Origin of the sequence: Arthrobacter sp. YD4 (assembly GCF_030410515.1) — a bacterium.
In the GTDB taxonomy this organism is placed as follows: Bacteria; Actinomycetota; Actinomycetes; order Actinomycetales; family Micrococcaceae; genus Arthrobacter.
The window spans coordinates 766,884-781,873 of record NZ_JAUHHD010000001.1 but is presented as its reverse complement, the minus strand read 5'-3'; the positions used below and the strand labels follow the sequence as shown (position 1 = coordinate 781,873).

Sequence of the window (14,990 nt, the reverse complement as noted above, 5' to 3'; positions counted from 1 at the left end):
TTCGTTGCCTGCCTAGGCGCGGTCTTCGTCATCGGTGTCCGGCACCGAATCGGGGACGGATTCGACGACGGCGCGCTCGGACCGGCGCACGCTGACCCGGTCCAGGATCAGCGCGACGATGGCGCCGACAATCGCTCCGCCGGCGATGCAGAAGGTCAGGAAGAACCCGAAGACGGCGTTGGCGTCGTAGCTCTGGTCGCTGGTGGGGATCCCGTAGGCGATCACCGCGGCCACGACGATGCCCAGCAGGCCGCCCGCGATCAGGAACGGGACGTACTTCGGAGCGCGGCGGACGGTGACGGATCGGCGTTCGGGCGCTACGGGGGTGTCTTCGGGAGCCATGCCTTTAAGCCTACTGTCCTCCGGCCGGTGCGGATCCCGCGCCGATACCGGACCGGCGCGGATTCCGCGACGATATCGGACCTGCGCGGGCCGGCCCCGGGGTGCGCCCGTCCGTTTCCGCAGCGGGAAAAGGGACCCTAGCGTGCGACGGTCCCGGGGAGCAGACTGGTCTGCGGGGGAGGGTGCGGTCCGGACTGTGAGGAAAGCACCATGTCAGTCTCCGCGGAGAACCTCCGGGATCAGCAGCGGGTCATTTGGGACTCCTTCGCCGCCGGGTGGAAAAAGTGGGACGCGGAGGTGCTCGGCTGGCAGGGTCCATTCGGCGACGCCGTCCTCGACGACGCCCGTTTGGGCCCGGACTTTGCGGTGCTGGACGTGGCCGCCGGAACGGGTGAACCCGGCCTGACCGCCGCCTCTCTGGTGCCGCGGGGCACCGTGGCGCTGACGGATATTTCCGCCGGGATGCTGCACGTAGCGGAGGAGAAAGCTGCGGCTGCGCGGCTGGAAAATGTCAGTTTCACGGTCTGCGACGCGGTGGACCTCCCATTTCCGGATGCCTCGTTCGACGCCGTCCTCTGCCGCTTTGGGTTCCTGTACTTCCCGGACCTTCGGGCGGCGCTGGCCCGGATGGTGCGGACGGCCCGGCCCGGTGCCCGGATCAGCGCGGCGGTGTGGGGCCGGGCGGCGCAGAACCCCTGGGCGACTCTGGTCCTGGGGTCCCTCGCCCAGCATGCCGGCCTGATGCCGCCGCCGGTCTGGATGCCCGGAGTGTTCCGCTGCTCGGCGCCGGGATTCCTGCCGGCCCTGTTTCGGGAAGCGGGCCTGGCGGACGTGACGGAGCGGTCCGTCAGCGCCGACCTGATCCACGAGTCCCCGGAGAGCTACTGGCAGTTCATGACGGACATCGCCACCACGGTGTGCCTCGGCCTCGCCCAGGCCGAGCCGGAAGCGCAGTCCCTGATCCGCTCCGACGTCTTCCAGATGCTGGGCCGCTACGAACACGAGGGCGCCATCCGCCTGCGCTCGACCGCGACCATCGTCTCCGGCACCCGGCCCTAGCGGGTGGGTGCCTGATCCCACGGGCGGAGGTGGTGGGTGCCGGGACCGTGGCCGCGGGGTTTTCGGGTTTCCGCTACGGTTCCGGACCGGCGCGTACCGGGTCCGGGGCGCGCCGGTCCGGAATCGGCGCCGCTGTCCGAAACCGCAGCGGATCTGACCCAAGGCGGCGGGTTCATTATTGGCGCGACTTCAGCCTTCTGCGCGGAGCAGGTTCGGCCGCGGGGCGGACCCGAATGCGTCATGGGCCGCACGATCTCATCCTGCGGCGCGGAACCCGTTCTGTGTCGAGGAAGGCTGCAAACCGTTCCGGACTCGCCAGTTCTGTCCAGGTCCAGCGGATGACCCGGCGGCCGGTGGAGCGGATGCGGTCCTCACGCCGCTTCTCCGCGATCACCACCTCCGAGGGGGTCCGGCCCTGCAGGAACTCGGCCCGTTGATACTTCACCGCGCCGTCGAACTCACCGCAGAGGCGCTCCAGCTCCCACTCGAAATCGGTGTAGCCGGCCAATCCGCGGGCGTCCCGGATTTCTGCTTGGAGGACCGGGGCCTGGAAACCCAACCGGTGCATCAGCGCGCGGCTGACCGATTCTCCCGGTGACCCGGACCCGGCATCCGCGAAGTCCACGGCCGCTTTGATTCTTCGCGCGGCCGCTGCCGAGTAGGAATTGCCAATACCCGCCATGAGTTCGTCCTTCGTCAGTGGCGGGAGCTCCGGCCGCGGTGAGAGGACATGGTCGACGACGGTTACCGCCTGTTCGAAGCTCTCGAATGCCGCCAGGTCCAAGACGGTCCGGAGCCGTGAAGTCACCAGCAGCCCGGCCCGCTCCTCCACTTCCAGCCCGTCCGGTTCGACGAAGTGGCGCCTGACGCCGGCCCGCGAACGGCCGCCGCCGCCGTCGAACGTGCACGCGTGCACCACAGCTGAGCGGCCCAGCAGCGGCAGCCCCCACAGGGCCGCGGCCGACTGACGGCAGAACACGGTCCGGGACTGCAGCGTGCTGGCCGCCGCGAAGATCAGCAGCGGATACCGGTCCCAGAACGGCAGGGCATCCCAAACGGACGCCGGAACATAGACACCCTGCCGGATCCGCCGGAGCTCACCGGCACTCGCACGGCGGCCGAGAGTCCGAACATCCCGGCCGAGCCGGGCCGAATCGCTGCTGAGGATGAGGGACGAAGGAGTCATGCGTCCACAGTGCGCCGCCTCCGTCACCGGAGCGACGGAGGCATGCGGCTATGTGGAGAAAGCCGGGGGCGGAGGGCCGCGCCTGGTTTTCGCTATGGTTCCGGACGAGCGCCCGCCGGACCCGGGGTGCGTCCGTCCGAAACCGCAGCGAAAACCGGGATCCCTAGCGGGCGGGAGCCGAACCGCCGCCCCCCGAACCCCGCTAGACCCCCAGTTCGGCCTTCAGCGCGGCGACGTGGCCGTCGGCCTTGACTTGGTACTGCGCCAGCGTGACCTTGCCCTCCGGGTCCAGGACCACGGTGGAGCGGACGATTCCCTCGGTGATCTCGCCGCGAACCAGCTTCTCGCCCCAGGCACCGTAGGCCAGCGCCACGGCGTGGTTCTCGTCGGAGAGCAGCGGGAAGGTCAGGGCGAAGTCGCCGGTGAAGTGGGCCAGGGCGTCCGGGGCGTCGGGGGAAATGCCCAGGACCTCGTAGCCGGAGCCCTGCAGCGAGGCGAGGTTGTCGCGGAAGTCGCAGGCCTCGGTGGTGCATCCGGGGGTCGCCGCCTGCGGGTAGAAGTACACGATGACGTTCTTGCCGCGGTAATCGGCCAGCGAGACGGGCTTTCCCTCGGCGTCGGGCAGGGTGAATTCGGGGGCCGGGGTTCCGGGCTGAAGCTTGACGGGGGCCTGGCTCATGGGAGCTCCTTTGGTCGGGTGGGCCTGATCTGTGGTGCACAACACCGGCCGCCGGGACCCTATTCCGCCGCACCCAACGGCCTCAGGAAGTGGCCCGGTCCGTTTGCCGCAGGGCCCAGTCGAAGGCGGACTCGGCGGGGGCTATGTACTCCAGTCCCACCCGGCCGGTGTAGCCGAGTTCGCGGCTGCGGCCGATCCACCGTTCCAGCGGCAGGTCGCCGGTTCCCGGGGCGCCCCGGCCCGGAGCGTCGGCGATCTGGACGTGGCCGAAGTCCGCCGCGTGCGCCTCGATGACCGCTTCGACGTCGTCGCCGTTGACGGCGAGGTGGTAGAAATCGGCCAGCAGCCGGACGTTTCCGGCCCCGGTTTCCCGCTGCACCCGGCTGATCACGTCCACCGCGTCCGCCGCGCGGCGCAGCGGGTAGTGCGGGGCGTTGCTGACCGGTTCGAGCAGCACGGTCCCGCCGATCCGCCCCACCGCCGCGGCCGCCGCGGCGAGGTTCGAGACCGCCAGCTCGTCCTGGGATTCGGGTGTGTGGCCGTCCTGCCGGTTGCCGTACAACGCGTTGAAGAGCGTGCAGCCGAGCCGCCGGCCGATGCCGGCGACGACGTCGGCGTTGTCCCGGAATTCCGCCTCCCGGCCCGGCCACGAGACCAGGCCCCGGTCCCCGCCGGGCATGTCCCCGGCGTTGAAGTTCAGTCCGGTCAGCTGCACCCCGGCGTCGGTGATGGCGCGTTCAAACCGGGTCACCTCGGCGTCGCCGGGCACGGACGAGGCGAACGGCCACCAGAACTCGACGGCGTCGAAGCCGGCGGCCCGCGCCGCGGCCGGGCGTTCCAGCAGCGGCAGCTCGGTGAGGAGGATCGAGCAGTTCACGGTGAACGTCATGGGGTGCTCCTAGCGGCGCTTGCGCGGGTCGCGGCGCGCGGCCAGGCCCACCAGGGCTCCGACGGCGACGCCGATGAGCAGCCCGGTGAAGGGCTTGTCAGCGGTGGCCACACCGACCGCATAGCCGATGGCCGCACCGATGAGCATCCCGATCCACAGCGACTCGTATTTCACAGGCTCAGGCTAGCAAGCCCGCGGCCGGTGCCCGACGTGTTCCACTGTCGGTGGCCGGGCCTATAGTCGGACCATGGAACAGCGACTCTTGGGCAAGACCGGTAGGAATGTCTCCGTGATCGGGCTGGGGACCTGGCAGCTCGGCGCGGACTGGGGCACCGTGGACGCGGCGGAAGCGCAGGCCATTCTCGGCGCCTCGGCGGAGGCCGGCGTGACGTTCTTCGACACCGCGGACGTCTACGGGGACGGCCGGAGCGAGCAGGCCATCGGCGCCTTCCTCGCCGCGAACCCGGACCTGGACATCACCGTGGCCACCAAGATGGGCCGCCGGGTGGAGCAGCGGCCGGAAAATTACACCTTGGAGAATTTCCGCGCGTGGACGGACCGCTCCCGCCGCAACCTCGGCGTTGACCAGCTGGATCTGGTCCAGCTGCACTGCCCGCCCACGGCCGTCTACAGCAACGCGGAGGTTTACGATGCGCTGGACACGCTCGTGGCGGAGGGCGCCATCCGTCACTACGGCGTCAGCGTGGAGCGGGTGGATGAGGCCATGGAGGCGCTCCGGCACGAGGGCACGGCCACGGTGCAGATCATCCTGAACGCGTTCCGGCTCAAGCCGCTGGACGAGTTGCTGCCGGCGGCGCAGGCGGCGGGCGTAGGCATCATCACCCGCGTGCCGCTCGCCTCCGGGCTGCTCTCGGGCAAGTACACGCCGGAGACCACGTTCGCCCCGGACGATCACCGCAATTACAACCGGAGCGGCTCGGCGTTCGACGTCGGCGAGACGTTCTCCGGCGTGGATTTCGAGGAGGGGCTGAAGGCGGTGGCGGAGTTCGAGCAGTTGGTGCCCGACGGCGTCAGCACCGCCCAGGCGGCGCTCGCCTGGGTGGCGGCGCAGGACGGCGTCAGCACGGTGATCCCGGGTGCCCGCAGCGTGGACCAGGCGCGGGCCAACGCGGAGGCGGCATCCGTCCGGGGCATCGACGCCACGTTCGACGTCGGCGTCCACGAAATTTACGACCGCTACTTCCGGGCGGCGATCCACCCCCGCTGGTAGCGGCTCATCCCGCTGGCACTTCCCATGACGACGCAGCCCATGGCGACGGTGGCGATGACGACGGCGGCGATCCACGGTTTCGTGCGGCGGCTGGCCGCCACGGAACCAGGCCCCGCCTGCAACAACTTCTTCGCCGACACCGTTCCCGCGAACGCCATCCGGCGGCGGAACCTGGAGCTCTACCTGCAGTCGCTGTTGGACCGGCGGCCACCGGTGTTGCTGCTGGGTGAGGCGCCGGGTTTCCGCGGCATGCGGCTCACCGGCGTGCCCTTCACCAACCGGGGCATGTTCACCGGAGCGCCCAACCACTTCGGCCTGTTCGGTAAGGACCAGGCCTACGAACTCCCGCCGGACGCCGCCGGGGTGGCCGCCGAGCCGACCGCCACCGTGATGTGGGAGGTCCTGGCCGAGCTCGACTTCCCGCCCCTGCTCTGGAGCGCCTGCCCCTGGCACACCCACAAGCCGGGTCAGCCGCAGTCCAACCGCACCCCCTCGGCGGCGGAGGCGGCCGCGGGCATTCCCTTCAGGGAGGAACTGATGGCGCTGTTCGGAATCTCCACCGTCGTGGCAGTCGGCAACATCGCCCACCGGAGCCTGCTGCGCAGCGGCGTCCACGCCCCGAAGATCCGTCACCCAGCGCACGGCGGCCGGGCAGGATTCAAGCGCGGGCTGGAGGAATTGTTCGACGCCGGAATGCCCCGGGAGCCGGCCGCCCCGGGGCCCACGGGGCTAGGGTGGTGTAAACGCCAGCCGCGGACGAAAGGCACATCATGAGCGACCCGAACCAGCCCGAAACTGAGCCCGCCGACCTGCGCGGTCCCGGCGACCCGGACGCCGCCCCCAACGAACAGCCGCAGCCGCAGCCGCACCCGGAAGCGGGAACCGCCGGGAACATCCGCGAGGAGCAGATGACCCAGGCCGCGGGCACCGTCCCGGCGGCCTATGTCGGCCCGGAAGACGAGCAAGCGGGAGGCAAGCCCGAAGACGCCGCGGCCGAGGGCACCTGGGACGACGAGGTCTAGCCACGGGGCATCGCGGGTCCACTCACCCGGCCCCGCGCGTGGGCTGGAAGCGCCGCGTTGACGGGCGGCCAAGCTCCAGCCGTTTCATAGCTCCGGCATAGCTTCGAGGGCTAGCTTGTCCCCATGGAAAACAGCACGTCCCGGAAGGGCCGCACCACCACGTCGGCCCGCAGACCCGGGACGCTGCCCTCCCGGACTTTCCGGCTCCGACGGGCTGTCGTCCTGGCGGGCTCGACCCTCCTGCTGGGCGCGCTGCTGACCACCGGCATCCATGCCCTCGCAAACTCCGGCGTGGCGCCGTCGTCGCCCGTGGCTGCGGCCGCCCCGACGGTGAACGCCGCTGCCCCCGCGTCCCCGGCAACGCCGGCCCCCGCGTCCCCCGCCGCTGCTGCTCCGACAGTTGCTCCCACTTCAGCCGCTCCCGCAGCAGCCGCTTCCACTGCCACCCCTGCTGGCACGATCGACGCCGGCCTCGACGCGAAGATCAACGCCATCATCGACGCCAACCCGGAGTACCAAATCGGCGTCGCGCTGCAGGACATCACAGCCGGCGATGCGATGCACCAATACGGCGTGGAGGAGCAGTTCGAAGCCGCCAGCACCGCGAAGGTCCTGGCCGCGGCCGCCTACTACCACCTGGTGGAAACCGGCGAGGCGACCTTGACCGGAACACTTGGCGCCTACTCCGCCGGCTTCCAGCTCCAGGCGATGATCCAGCAAAGCGACAATGACTCGTGGTCGCTGATCATGGACGCGATCGGCCACAGCAACCTCTCCGACTACGCGTCCGCGCTGGGCATCCAGTACACGCCGGAGAGCAACACCCTGGCGCCGGCGGACACGGCACGTATCCTGACCGACCTCTACTCCGGCAAGCTGCTGGACCCCGCGGACACCTCCCAGCTGCTGTCCACCATGCAGGACACCAACGACGAGACCCTCATCCCGGCCGCCGTCCCCGCCGGCATCACCGTGTTCCACAAGTACGGCCTGCTCGGCGGCGAACTGCACGACGCCGGTATCCTCGCCAAGGACGGCCGCGCTTACGCCCTGGTGGTCTACACCAAGGGCGATGACCTGGACAGTGTCCCCACGCGGACCGACATCATCCACCAGATCACCGGCGCGGTGACCGGCGCCCTCTTCTGACTCCAACCTGGGACTTCTTACCGCGCCGGGAACGGAAAGCCGCGGCGGATTCGGACCGGCGCACCCCGGGTCAGGGGCGCCCCGGTCCGAAATCGTCGCGAAATGCGGGAACCGGCGCGGAGAGCCGGAAACTACTTCGCCAGGAAGCCCAGCAGCGCCTCGTTGACCTCGGCGGCGTGGGTCCAGAGCATGCCGTGCGGCGCGCCCTCGATCTCGACGTACTCCGCGCTCGGCAGGGCCTTGGCGAAGCGCCGGCCGGTGGCATCGATCGGCAGGATGTTGTCGGCGGTGCCGTGCACAATCAGGGAAGGCACGTCGATCTTGGCGACGTCGGCGCGGAAGTCTGTCAGCCAGGTCGGCTGGGCGGCGACGGACGCGGTGGGGCTGGCCGAGCTGGCCAGATTCCAGCCGGCACGCATGACCTCCTCGCTGAGCCGCGGGGTGCCCAGGAAGGAGTCGCTGTTATAGAAGTTCTTGAAGAAGTCGGTGAAGAACGCGTACCGGTCCGCGGTGACCGCTTCGAGCAGGCCGTCGAACACAGACTGCGGGACACCGTCGGGGTTGTCGTCCGCCTGCAGCAGGTAGGGCTCCAGCGAGCCGAGGAAAACGGCCTTCGCCACCCGGGAGGAGCCGTAGCGGCCCAGGTACCGGCCTACCTCGCCGGTGCCCATTGAGAAGCCGACCAGGACGGCATCGTTCAGGTCCAGCCCGTTCATCAGGGTGTCCAGATCGGCGGCGAACGTGTCGTAGTCATAGCCGTCGGTGGGCTTGCTGGACTTGCCGAAGCCGCGGCGGTCGTAGGTGATTACACGGTAGCCTGCGGAGAGCAGCGCAGTGGTCTGCTTCTCCCAGGATGAGCCATCCAACGGGTAGCCGTGGATCAGGATGACGGGCTGGCCGCTGCCGTGATCCTCGTAGTAAAGCTCGACGTCGGTGGTGTTCTCGGTGCCAACCTTGATGTAAGCCATGGAGCGGTCCTCTCGGTACTGTCGTGCTCTGATCTGTTCGGTCTGACGTCTCTGCGGGCAGCTGCGCCGCTGAAGGGAAGCGCCCACTGAAGGGAACCAACGACCGGTGGCTGCCGGCCGTTCCGTCACCTTGCAGAAAATACCCCCGGGGGTATACTGAAGCTACGAAGACCATCAACAAGGGAGTAGCGAATGTGCCGTGCAGTGACCTGCAGGAAATGCGGAAAGACCACCTGGGCTGGCTGTGGCCAGCACGTTGACCAGGTGATGCGCGGCGTCAAGGCCGCGGACCGCTGCAAGGGGCACGAGAACGAGCCCAAGACCGGCTTCTTCGCCAAGCTCTTCGGCCGCTGACCTCCCGGTGCGAGCGCCCCTGAATCGAGCGCCCGCACCAGGCAAGTCGCACCCGCCCCTAGCGCCGGAACAGCGCCCCGGTGACCGCCGTCGTCAGTTCGTGGAAGACCTCGATCCGCTCCGGGCTGTCGGCGTCGGATCCGCCCCAGGTGTAGATCGCCACGGCGTAGGCGGCGTTGCCGGAGCTGAGCACGGCGGCGTCGTGCACGAACCCCTCGAGCAGGCCGTACTTGTGGCTGACCGTCACGCCTTCCGGGACCGCGGCGGGGATCAGTTCCTCGTCGTTGGTGTGCTGCATGAAGCCCAGCAGTTCCTCGGTGTGCTCGGGGCTGAGCAACTGCCCGGCGTAAAGCTGCTTGAGCAGTGACGCCATCTCGACGGGGGTTAGCAGGTTCTTTTCCGGGTCGTAGCTGATGCCGATCGATGCCGCGTATTTGATCAGCTCCGGGTAGCCGATGTCGTTCATCAGCAGCAGCCAGGAGTCGTCGCTGCTGGTGTTGACCATCGCCTGGATCTGGAAACCGGCGTCGTAGCTGCCCAGCGGGGTGTCCAGCGAGCGTTTGCCCCGCTCCACCAGCGCGTAGTACGCCACCGCGGTCAGGATTTTGGCGGTGCTGGCGGCGGTGTAATCGGCGGTGTCGCCGAAGCGCTGCGGCTCGCCGCCCCGGGTGTCCTGCACGACGACGCCGATCCGGTAGTCGGGATTCTCGGCCAGAATCCGCTTGATCTCGCCGGAGAGGTCGACGGCGGCGGGCGGCGGCGTGTTGACCTTGACGTCCCGGGCGGGCAGGGGCTGGAGCTGGCTCTTCAGCGTGGCCCAGAAGTCGGTCTTTGGCTCCGGCCCGGTGCGTACCGTTCCCACGGTGATCGCCCCGGCCAGGACCAGGGCCGTCGTGGACCACACCGCCAGGATCCGGCGCCGCGCCCGGACCCGGGGGCTGACCCCAGGGCCGACCCGGCCGTTGCCCGCAGGACCCCCGGTACCCACCCGTGAGCTTTCCGGAGCGGGCTTGCCGGGGGCGGGGGAGTCCATGGTGCGGGGCCTCTCACGTGCTGGCCTGGGCGGCAGGCCGGGGGATGCCTCGAATCTAGGCCCGGGTGGCGGCGAAGTCCACGCCCCACGCGGCCCGGCCGGACAGGTGTGGGCCAACTCCCAGCTTCCCGCCTGGCGGACGCTGCGGGCCGTGGTCGGACCGTACGGTTAGGCTGGCTGCCATGCCTAGGAAAATCACTGTCTCCCTGCCGGATGCCACCCTGCGCGACTACCTCACCCCGGACCCGGACGTCACGGTCCTGGAGTGGGACCTCTCCGGCGAACCGCCCATGCCGCGGCTCGACATTGTGGTGCCGCCGTACATGGGCGGCCCGGCGGTGCTGCGCGGCCTGGAAGGCGTGGAGACGGGGCTGGTGCAGAGCCAGTCGATCGGGTACGACGGCGTGGCGGAGTTCCTGCCGAACGGTCACGTCTTCGCCAACGCCGCCAGCGTGCACGAGACCTCCACCGCGGAACTGACCCTGGCGCTGATCCTGGCCAGCCAGCGCGAGTTCCCCCGCATCCTGAAGAACCAGCGCGAACGCCGCTGGGAGGGTCGGCCCACCGCCAGCCTGGCGGACCAGCGCGTGCTGATCGTGGGCTACGGCGGCGTGGGCAAGGCCATCGAGGACCGGCTCCTGCCCTTTGAGACCATGGTGACCCGCGTGGCCAGCCGCGCCCGGACCGATGACCGTGGACCCATCCACGGCATCGACGCACTCCACGCCCTGCTGCCAGAGCACGACATCGTCATTGTCGGCGTCCCGCTCAGCGACTCCACCCGGCACCTGATTGACGACGCGTTCCTCTCCGCCATGCCCGACGGCGCCCTGCTGGTCAACATCGCCCGTGGCCCGGTGGCTGACACCGACGCGCTGGTCAAGCACACCTCCGCCGGCCGTATCCGCGCCGCCGTCGACGTCACCGATCCCGAACCGCTGCCCGCCGACCACCCGCTCTGGGAGATTCCCGGTGTCATCATCACACCGCATGTGGGCGGTGCCTCCGCCGCGATGCGCCCCCGGATGGGCAAGCTGCTGCAGCGCCAGATCGACCTGATGCTGGCCGGCGAACCGCCCGTCAACGTGGTGCTGAACGGCTAGGCCGCACCGGAGACCGTCAGGAGCCCGCTCCCGGACTCGAAGCGTCCCGCCCGAGCCCGGGTGATGCAGTCTTCGGCCGGGCGCGAACGTGCATCCGCTCGCCCTGCTGGCCGAACAGGCTGATCAACTCGACCGGCCGGCCGTCGGCGCTGGCAAACCAGTGCGGCGTGTGGGTGTCGAACTCGGCGGCCTCGCCTGGGCGCAGTTCGAAGTCTTTGTCGCCCAGGACCAAGCGCAGCCTGCCATTGAGGACATAGAGCCACTCGTAGCCCTCGTGAACGCGCGGATCCGGTTCCTCCCCGCGGGCGTCGCCTTCCAGGACCATCTTGAAGGCCTGCAAACCGCCCGGGCGGCGGGTGAGTGGGACGGCCGTCATCCCGGCGTGGGTAATGGGCTTGAGGTGGATTCTCGGATCCCCGGTGGACGGGGCATCGACCATGTCATCGAGGGGCACCCCGTAGAGCCGCGCGAGGGGGAGCAGGAGCTCCAGATTGGGCCGCCGCTGGCCCGCTTCGAGACGTGACAGGGTGCTGGCGGACACCTCGGAGGCGGCGGCAACCTCGGTGAGGGTGAGGTTTCGTTCGACGCGGAGTGCCTTGAGCCGCGGGCCCACCGCTCCGAGGACGGCGTCGAGGTCGTTTGTCATGCACCCAGTTTGCCAGAATGGCAAACTTCTTTGCCAGTTTATGCGCAGGAGTATCAGGCTGTTGCTATGCCCCGCCCGCGGAGGCGGGGAGATTTAGCGACAGATCGAGAGGCTCAGCAGTATGGAAAACACGCGATGTGATGTTGTGGTTGTGGGCGGCGGCGCAGCCGGTCTCAGCGCGGCCACCACCCTGGCCCGGGCGCTGCGCTCGGTGGTGGTCATTGATTCCGGTGCCCCCCGCAATGCGCCGGCGGCGGGCGTGCACGGGTTCCTCTCCCGGGACGGAATCAGGCCCGGCGAGCTGCTGGCCGCCGGCCGGCGGGAAGTGCTTTCCTACGGGGGTACGCTGATCGACGGCGAGGCGGTCTCGGCCCGGCGCACCCCCGACGGTTTCGATGTGATGACCGGCGACGGGCGCCGGATTTCGGGGCGGCGGCTTCTGGTCACCACCGGCCTGACCGACGAGCTGCCCCCGATCGAAGGGCTCCGGGAGCAGTGGGGCAAGGGCGTGGTGCACTGTCCCTACTGCCACGGCTGGGAAATCCGCGGGCAACGGATCGGGGTGCTGGGCACGGGGCCGCTGTCCATGCATCAGGCCTTGCTGTTCCGCCAGTGGTCGCCGGAAATCACCTTGTTCGTCAACGACACGTTGCAACCCACCGACGAGGAATGGGAAAAGCTGGCGGCACGCTCCATCACGGTGGTGGATGGTGCGGTGGCCTCGGTCGACGCCGCGGACGGCGTCCTGCGGGGCGTCACCCTCCGCTCGGGACACGCCTTCGACCTCCAGGCGTTGGCGGTCGCGTCCCGGCTGGAGGCCCGCTCCCACCTTCTTGAGTCCCTTGGACTGACGTCACAGCCGCACCCGTCGGGGGCAGGCCGGTTCGTGGAGGCCGACCCCATGGGTGGCGCCACAGCCGTCCGCGGCGTGTACGCGGCCGGCAACGTCTCGAACCCGATGGCGCAGGTGGTCACCGCGGCAGCCGATGGGGTCATGAGCGGGGCCCGGATCAACGCGGATCTCATCGACGAAGACACCCGCTGGGCCGTAGAGGGGCGCTTCGGCCCCTTCTCCGCCGCCTCGGAGGACGCAGCCTTCAAGGCCGTGCTGGGGCAGCGGCGCTACGGCTTGGCGGTCCCGAACGGATAGGAATGGGACGACGCCGGGAACCGCCACTGGGGCTGCTACTTCTTCCCGGCCCGGAGGTCGGCCACCACCTTCGCCACCCGGCGCGCCCGCGTCTCCGCGGTCTTCGCGTCGGCCAGCGGCTCCACGTACCGGCGCTGGCTGCTGTAGTTGAGCGTCGCGTAGAACGCCTTCGCCTCCGGGTCCGCCTCCAGCGCGGCGGCCAGGTCCTCCGGGACCTCGACGACGCGGGGCTGGGTATCCACCTCGACGTCGACCTCCACGGTGTCGCCGCCGGCCACGCCCGTCAGGGCCCGGTTGGCGGCGCTGACGCCGATCATGTTTTGCCCGCCCATCACCGCGATGCTGCTGCGGTAGCTGGCGCCGTTGATGGTGACCACCACGGGCGGTTTCCGTCCGGCGCCCAGTGCGTCGACCACTTCCTGCGGCACGACGATGCCTGTCTTGGTGCCGCTGCCCTGGATTGTGGTGGTGAATTTCATGCTCACAGTATGCCCCGGGCGGGCGCCAGCGCGGAGGGAAGTTCGGTCAGAGCCGCCACGGTGATGTCCGGCGCCTCGAAGTGGGCGGGGTAGCCGCCGCCGGACCGGTTCAACCACGCGGTCCGGAGGCCGGCCCGGGCGGCGCCGTGGATGTCCCACGGGTGCACGGCCACCAGCAGCATTTCTCCCGGCTCCACGCCTAACCTGGAGGCCGCGTACTCGTAGGACGCCCGCGCAGGCTTCCAGGCGGGCGCGTCCTCCACCGAGAGCAGCGCCTCGAACGACTCCCGGATCCCGGCGTCGTCCAGCAGTTTCCCGGCGATCCGCGCCGAACCGTTGCTGAGCGTGACCAGCCGGTACCCGGCGTCGGCCAGAGACCGGATCCCGTCGGGGACGTCGGAGTGGACATCCAGGCTGCCGAAACCGTCCATCACGTGTTGCACCGCGTCGTCCAGCGGACGGTTCAACTCAGCACGGGCGAACAACTCGCGGAGGACGGCCGCGCCGATCGCGGCGAAGCCCTGGTTGCTACCGGCCGCGGCCAGTGCGAAGCCGTCGCGCAGCAGGGAGGCAAACCAGAGCTTTGCCAGCTCCACCGGCGCTCCCACCTCCTCGAAGCGACCGCCCATCGGCGACATGTCGGACAGGGTTTCGTTGACGTCAAAGACGATGACGGAAGGCGTTGCGGTCATGCCTGCTCCTCGGTTGCCGGTATCTCCGTTATACGCCCCGCGGCCCGGCGCTTCGCCGTCGACCGGAAGACCGCGGCCGCCTGCTGCGCCGCCGGGCTCAGTCTGCGGTTGGCCAGCTGGGCCAGGAGGATCCGGCGTTTCGGGGCGCCGGCGAGGGGAACGGCGACGACGTCGGGCCGCAGGGCGCTGAGCGCGAGCTGTGGGGCCAGGGCGATTCCGATCCCCGCCGCCACCATGCCCTGGGTCTCCTGGTAGTCGTTGGCGTCGAAGGCGATCCGGGGCTCGAACCCGGCCTCGCGGCAGACGCGCCGGAGCACGTCCGCCACAGGGTGCTCATCCCGGACAATCCACTCCTGGTCCCGCAGGGCCTCGATCCGCACCGACTTCTTCCCGGCCAGGGGGTGGTCGCGCTGCACCAGCAGCATGGTGGGGTCGTTCATCAGCCGGACCAGGGAGAGGTCCTCGTCCGCGATCTCCTGCCACGGGTAGTCCCAGAGCAGGGTCAGCTCGACGTCGCGCCGGCGCAGCGACTCCAGCAGCCCCTCGCGCCGGGCGCTGATCACCGTCACTGCCACGTCCGGGTGCCGGGCCCGGAACGCCAGCACCACATCCGGCATCAGCGAGGCGCCCACCGTGGGGAAGGTGCCCATCCGCAGCTGTCCCCGGCGGAGTCCGGCGAACTCGTCCATTTCCGCCCGGGCCGCCTCAATGGTGCGGTCGATGCTGTCCGCGTAGCCCACGAGCGCCAGCCCTGCCTCGGTCAGGACAACGCCGCGCGGCTGCCGGTCCACCAGGGAGACGCCCACCTCGTGTTCGAGCTTCGCGATCTGCTGCGAGACGGCGGAAGTGGTGAAGGACAGGGCCGCCGCCGCGGAGGTCAGGGACCCGGAACGGTGCACTTCGCGGAGCAGGTGGAGCCGGTGAAGATCAAGCTTTGCCATTCCCTGACTTTAGCAAAAGTGAATAGGTGTGGAATTTATCGTGATTGTGCTGAAGCCTCCGCTGCCG

Annotated in this window: 19 protein-coding genes; 8 read left to right on the top strand and 11 right to left on the bottom strand. The window is 69.6% G+C overall.

What is annotated here, in order from left to right; all coding sequences use genetic code 11:
- Positions 1–12: 12 nt before the first annotated feature.
- On the bottom strand, positions 13–342 hold the full coding sequence (locus tag QWJ39_RS03665) for a hypothetical protein (protein ID WP_290256333.1): 330 nt from the start codon (positions 340–342) through the stop codon (positions 13–15).
- Positions 343–552: 210 nt separating this feature from the next.
- On the opposite strand from QWJ39_RS03665, the gene QWJ39_RS03660 reads away from it, so the two are divergent.
- Entirely contained in the window at positions 553–1,401 is an 849-nt protein-coding gene (locus QWJ39_RS03660; protein WP_290256332.1) for a methyltransferase domain-containing protein, read from the top strand.
- Positions 1,402–1,639: 238 nt separating this feature from the next.
- Here the strand turns inward: QWJ39_RS03660 and QWJ39_RS03655 are convergent, their stop codons facing one another.
- From QWJ39_RS03655 to QWJ39_RS03640, 4 genes are all read right to left on the bottom strand, one after another.
- Positions 1,640–2,587, bottom strand: a complete 948-nt coding sequence (locus QWJ39_RS03655) for a hypothetical protein (protein WP_290256331.1) — start codon at positions 2,585–2,587, stop codon at positions 1,640–1,642.
- Between the two features lie 202 nt (positions 2,588–2,789).
- Entirely contained in the window at positions 2,790–3,266 is a 477-nt protein-coding gene (gene bcp, locus QWJ39_RS03650; protein ID WP_290256330.1) for a thioredoxin-dependent thiol peroxidase, read from the bottom strand.
- 82 nt (positions 3,267–3,348) lie between these two features.
- Positions 3,349–4,155 (bottom strand): TIM barrel protein, encoded by an 807-nt coding sequence (locus QWJ39_RS03645; RefSeq protein ID WP_290256329.1) that lies wholly within the window; start codon positions 4,153–4,155, stop codon positions 3,349–3,351.
- Positions 4,156–4,164: 9 nt separating this feature from the next.
- Positions 4,165–4,329, bottom strand: a complete 165-nt coding sequence (locus tag QWJ39_RS03640; protein ID WP_290256328.1) for a glycine zipper domain-containing protein — start codon at positions 4,327–4,329, stop codon at positions 4,165–4,167.
- A gap of 73 nt (positions 4,330–4,402) precedes the next feature.
- Between QWJ39_RS03640 and QWJ39_RS03635 the strand changes: the two genes are divergently transcribed.
- The 4 genes from QWJ39_RS03635 to QWJ39_RS03620 all read left to right on the top strand — a co-directional run bounded on the left by QWJ39_RS03635 (position 4,403) and on the right by QWJ39_RS03620 (position 7,557).
- Entirely contained in the window at positions 4,403–5,386 is a 984-nt protein-coding gene (locus QWJ39_RS03635) for an aldo/keto reductase (protein WP_290256327.1), read from the top strand.
- 54 nt (positions 5,387–5,440) lie between these two features.
- Entirely contained in the window at positions 5,441–6,160 is a 720-nt protein-coding gene (locus QWJ39_RS03630; protein WP_290256488.1) for a uracil-DNA glycosylase, read from the top strand.
- Entirely contained in the window at positions 6,157–6,408 is a 252-nt protein-coding gene (locus QWJ39_RS03625) for a hypothetical protein (protein WP_290256326.1), read from the top strand. The genes QWJ39_RS03630 and QWJ39_RS03625 overlap by 4 nt, the downstream gene beginning before the upstream one ends.
- Positions 6,409–6,531: 123 nt before the next feature.
- On the top strand, positions 6,532–7,557 hold the full coding sequence (locus tag QWJ39_RS03620) for a serine hydrolase (RefSeq protein ID WP_290256325.1): 1,026 nt from the start codon (positions 6,532–6,534) through the stop codon (positions 7,555–7,557).
- A 131-nt stretch (positions 7,558–7,688) separates the two neighbouring features.
- Here QWJ39_RS03620 and QWJ39_RS03615 read toward each other — a convergent pair whose 3' ends face one another.
- Positions 7,689–8,525 (bottom strand): alpha/beta hydrolase, encoded by an 837-nt coding sequence (locus QWJ39_RS03615; protein ID WP_290256324.1) that lies wholly within the window; start codon positions 8,523–8,525, stop codon positions 7,689–7,691.
- 204 nt (positions 8,526–8,729) lie between these two features.
- Here QWJ39_RS03615 and QWJ39_RS03610 point away from each other — a divergent pair, with 204 nt between their 5' ends.
- Positions 8,730–8,879 carry a hypothetical protein gene (locus QWJ39_RS03610; RefSeq protein ID WP_290256497.1) on the top strand — a complete coding sequence of 50 codons (150 nt, stop codon included), beginning with the start codon at positions 8,730–8,732 and terminating at the stop codon, positions 8,877–8,879.
- Between the two features lie 58 nt (positions 8,880–8,937).
- Here the strand turns inward: QWJ39_RS03610 and QWJ39_RS03605 are convergent, their stop codons facing one another.
- Complete coding sequence (locus QWJ39_RS03605; RefSeq protein WP_290256323.1) at positions 8,938–9,912, bottom strand: serine hydrolase; 975 nt, start codon at positions 9,910–9,912, stop codon at positions 8,938–8,940.
- Positions 9,913–10,094: 182 nt separating this feature from the next.
- On the opposite strand from QWJ39_RS03605, the gene QWJ39_RS03600 reads away from it, so the two are divergent.
- Complete coding sequence (locus QWJ39_RS03600) at positions 10,095–11,015, top strand: 2-hydroxyacid dehydrogenase (RefSeq protein WP_290256322.1); 921 nt, start codon at positions 10,095–10,097, stop codon at positions 11,013–11,015.
- Positions 11,016–11,031: 16 nt separating this feature from the next.
- Here the strand turns inward: QWJ39_RS03600 and QWJ39_RS03595 are convergent, their stop codons facing one another.
- Positions 11,032–11,661 (bottom strand): XRE family transcriptional regulator, encoded by a 630-nt coding sequence (locus tag QWJ39_RS03595; protein WP_290256321.1) that lies wholly within the window; start codon positions 11,659–11,661, stop codon positions 11,032–11,034.
- A 121-nt stretch (positions 11,662–11,782) separates the two neighbouring features.
- Between QWJ39_RS03595 and QWJ39_RS03590 the strand changes: the two genes are divergently transcribed.
- The gene (locus QWJ39_RS03590) at positions 11,783–12,811 is read left to right on the top strand and encodes an NAD(P)/FAD-dependent oxidoreductase (RefSeq protein WP_290256320.1); all 1,029 of its coding nucleotides are present in this window, start codon (positions 11,783–11,785) and stop codon (positions 12,809–12,811) included.
- Between the two features lie 35 nt (positions 12,812–12,846).
- On the opposite strand, the gene QWJ39_RS03585 is transcribed toward QWJ39_RS03590, so the two are convergent.
- The 3 genes from QWJ39_RS03585 to QWJ39_RS03575 are packed head-to-tail and all read right to left on the bottom strand — an operon-like array spanning position 12,847 to position 14,923.
- Positions 12,847–13,290, bottom strand: coding sequence for a YdeI/OmpD-associated family protein (locus QWJ39_RS03585; protein ID WP_290256319.1), 444 nt, complete (start codon positions 13,288–13,290; stop codon positions 12,847–12,849).
- A 2-nt stretch (positions 13,291–13,292) separates the two neighbouring features.
- Positions 13,293–13,982, bottom strand: coding sequence for a haloacid dehalogenase type II (locus QWJ39_RS03580; protein WP_290256318.1), 690 nt, complete (start codon positions 13,980–13,982; stop codon positions 13,293–13,295).
- Entirely contained in the window at positions 13,979–14,923 is a 945-nt protein-coding gene (locus tag QWJ39_RS03575) for a LysR family transcriptional regulator (RefSeq protein ID WP_290256317.1), read from the bottom strand. Before QWJ39_RS03575 ends, QWJ39_RS03580 begins: the two co-directional genes overlap by 4 nt.
- Positions 14,924–14,990: the final 67 nt, after the last annotated feature.

Bases quoted from the DNA above. Each gene is read 5' to 3' on its own strand.
- QWJ39_RS03590 (WP_290256320.1), top strand. From the start codon at position 11,783: ATGGAAAACACGCGATGTGATGTTGTGGTTGTGGGCGGCGGCGCAGCC.
- QWJ39_RS03575 (WP_290256317.1), bottom strand. From the start codon at position 14,923: ATGGCAAAGCTTGATCTTCACCGGCTCCACCTGCTCCGCGAAGTGCAC.
- QWJ39_RS03620 (WP_290256325.1), top strand. From the start codon at position 6,532: ATGGAAAACAGCACGTCCCGGAAGGGCCGCACCACCACGTCGGCCCGC.
- QWJ39_RS03595 (WP_290256321.1), bottom strand. From the start codon at position 11,661: ATGACAAACGACCTCGACGCCGTCCTCGGAGCGGTGGGCCCGCGGCTC.
- QWJ39_RS03645 (WP_290256329.1), bottom strand. From the start codon at position 4,155: ATGACGTTCACCGTGAACTGCTCGATCCTCCTCACCGAGCTGCCGCTG.
- bcp (WP_290256330.1), bottom strand. From the start codon at position 3,266: ATGAGCCAGGCCCCCGTCAAGCTTCAGCCCGGAACCCCGGCCCCCGAA.
- QWJ39_RS03660 (WP_290256332.1), top strand. From the start codon at position 553: ATGTCAGTCTCCGCGGAGAACCTCCGGGATCAGCAGCGGGTCATTTGG.
- QWJ39_RS03585 (WP_290256319.1), bottom strand. From the start codon at position 13,290: ATGAAATTCACCACCACAATCCAGGGCAGCGGCACCAAGACAGGCATC.
- QWJ39_RS03635 (WP_290256327.1), top strand. From the start codon at position 4,403: ATGGAACAGCGACTCTTGGGCAAGACCGGTAGGAATGTCTCCGTGATC.
- QWJ39_RS03655 (WP_290256331.1), bottom strand. From the start codon at position 2,587: ATGACTCCTTCGTCCCTCATCCTCAGCAGCGATTCGGCCCGGCTCGGC.
- QWJ39_RS03615 (WP_290256324.1), bottom strand. From the start codon at position 8,525: ATGGCTTACATCAAGGTTGGCACCGAGAACACCACCGACGTCGAGCTT.
- QWJ39_RS03580 (WP_290256318.1), bottom strand. From the start codon at position 13,982: ATGACCGCAACGCCTTCCGTCATCGTCTTTGACGTCAACGAAACCCTG.
- QWJ39_RS03605 (WP_290256323.1), bottom strand. From the start codon at position 9,912: ATGGACTCCCCCGCCCCCGGCAAGCCCGCTCCGGAAAGCTCACGGGTG.
- QWJ39_RS03665 (WP_290256333.1), bottom strand. From the start codon at position 342: ATGGCTCCCGAAGACACCCCCGTAGCGCCCGAACGCCGATCCGTCACC.
- QWJ39_RS03600 (WP_290256322.1), top strand. From the start codon at position 10,095: ATGCCTAGGAAAATCACTGTCTCCCTGCCGGATGCCACCCTGCGCGAC.
- QWJ39_RS03625 (WP_290256326.1), top strand. From the start codon at position 6,157: ATGAGCGACCCGAACCAGCCCGAAACTGAGCCCGCCGACCTGCGCGGT.
- QWJ39_RS03630 (WP_290256488.1), top strand. From the start codon at position 5,441: ATGACGACGGCGGCGATCCACGGTTTCGTGCGGCGGCTGGCCGCCACG.